This is a genomic window from Idiomarina aquatica (genome assembly GCF_004362895.1).
Classification (GTDB): domain Bacteria; phylum Pseudomonadota; class Gammaproteobacteria; order Enterobacterales; family Alteromonadaceae; genus Idiomarina.
This window is the reverse complement of record NZ_SNXI01000052.1, coordinates 1-1,861: the sequence shown is the minus strand read 5'-3', so window position 1 is coordinate 1,861 and position 1,861 is coordinate 1. Positions and strand designations below refer to the sequence as shown.

The following is a 1,861-nucleotide window of genomic DNA, read 5'->3' as shown; positions in this document are numbered from 1 at the left end:
CAGTCTTCCAGTTGCTGTGAACGCCCGGCTTCAACATAGGTGTAATTTGAAGCACCTAAGGTTGCCACGAAGACTTGTGCGTTATAGCGAACGTCCCCACTATGTCAACCTTGTTGTCCAGTTGGCAATTTCGCCATTAGTTAATACACAGTGGGCGGCATAGGTTCATGTATGCCACGTTATTCTGAAGAGCGTAAAGCTGCAACGCTCAAAAAATTATTACCGCCACAGAGTCGTTCTGTAAATTCTGTGGCTGATGAGGATGGGATCAGTCCGCAAACCTTGTATCATTGGTTAAAACAATGTCGTGAGCAAGGAGTTGCAGTGCCCGGACATCAAAAACAGGCTGACCAATGGTCCGCTGAAGACAAGTTAGCCATCGTTATCGAAACCGCCGGCTTATCGGAAGCCGAACTGTCGGCTTATTGCCGTGAAAAAGGGTTATTTACCGAGCAGGTCAAACAGTGGCGTACCGATTGCCTGCAGGGCTTTGGCCGCACTGCTGACAGTGAGCGCCAGGTAAAACAAGAGCGTAAAAAAACGACCAAAGAAATCAAAAAGCTTAAAGCCGAGGTTCGCCGCAAAGATAAAGCGTTGGCCGAGACCAGTGCCCTGTTGGTGCTTTCAAAAAAGCTCGAAGCCTTATACGGGGACGAACCGGACAACGAGGACGACTAACGCCGCAAAGCGAGCGTATAAGGCTACTCGATTACTTTAACGAAGCGGTTAATAACGGCGCATCCCGCCATCAGGCAGCGCATGTTATGTGCATAAGCCAACGCACGTTAAAGCGCTGGGCTAACAATCCGACGCCGGATAAACGGCCCACAACAGCGCCGGTTAAACAACCGCGGCAGTTGAGCGAAGACGAAGAGCAGCGCATCCTGATGGTCTGTAATTTACCGCAGTATGCGGATTTACCGGCCTCACAAATCGTGCCGTTACTGGCCGATAAAGGCGTTTATATTGGCTCTGAATCAACGATTTACCGGGTGCTGAAAAAGCACCGGCAATTAACACACCGGGGCAAAGCAAACCCCCGGAATAAGCATCCGTTGCCGACCAGTTACACGGCAAGCGGGCCGAATCAGGTATACACCTGGGACATCAGTTATTGTCCCTCGAACGTCAAAGGCGTTTTCTGGTACCTGTACTTAATACTTGATATTTACAGCCGCAAAATCGTCGGCTGGGAAGTCCATGAAACCGAATCCGGTGAACTGGCAAAACAACTGGTTGAGCGAACCTTGCTGCGCGAGGGCTGCTGGCATAATCCGCCGGTACTGCATTCAGATAACGGGGCACCGATGACCTCGTTTACACTGAAATCAAGGTTGGCCAACCTGGGCATGGCGATGTCACATAACCGGCCACGCGTGAGCAACGATAATCCGTATTCAGAGTCGTTGTTTCGGACCGTAAAATACTGTCCGAAATGGCCACGCAAAGGGTTTAACTCGCTCAGCCATGTTCGCCAATGGATGATGGACTTCGTTAACGTTTATAACGAGCACCTTCTGCACAGCGGGATTAACTTTGTGACACCGGGTAGCCGGCACCGTGGTGAAGATAACGCCATATTAGCGGCACGCGCTGCATTATATGAGCAACAAAAACGCAGCCGCCCGGAGCGCTGGTCAGGCAACACAAGAAACTGGACGCCCGTTGGTGACGTTGCGCTAAATCCCTCCAATGTTGAGGAAATTAAGCGTAATACGGCGGTTGCTTAAAACAGTTTTTTTGGACAACTCGGTTGAAAAACACCGCGTCACCGGTATCGGGATTGAGGATAGGCACTGTCGGGCCGCAGTAATCGATAAACAGTTTATCGCCGGCAAGGTGTAATTGTCGCATGCTGCGC

1 protein-coding gene is annotated in these 1,861 nt (G+C 50.7%); it reads left to right on the top strand.

Annotation, left to right across the window (positions count from 1 at the left end; genetic code table 11):
* Positions 1 to 171: 171 nt before the first annotated feature.
* Positions 172 to 1,730, top strand: a protein-coding gene (locus tag DEU29_RS13880) for an IS3 family transposase (protein ID WP_133540999.1) whose coding sequence is annotated in 2 segments (ribosomal slippage) — positions 172 to 625 and positions 625 to 1,730 — 1,560 coding nt in all. Because the reading frame shifts where the segments join, the coding sequence is not laid out codon by codon here.
* The last annotated feature ends 131 nt before the right edge of the window (positions 1,731 to 1,861 follow it).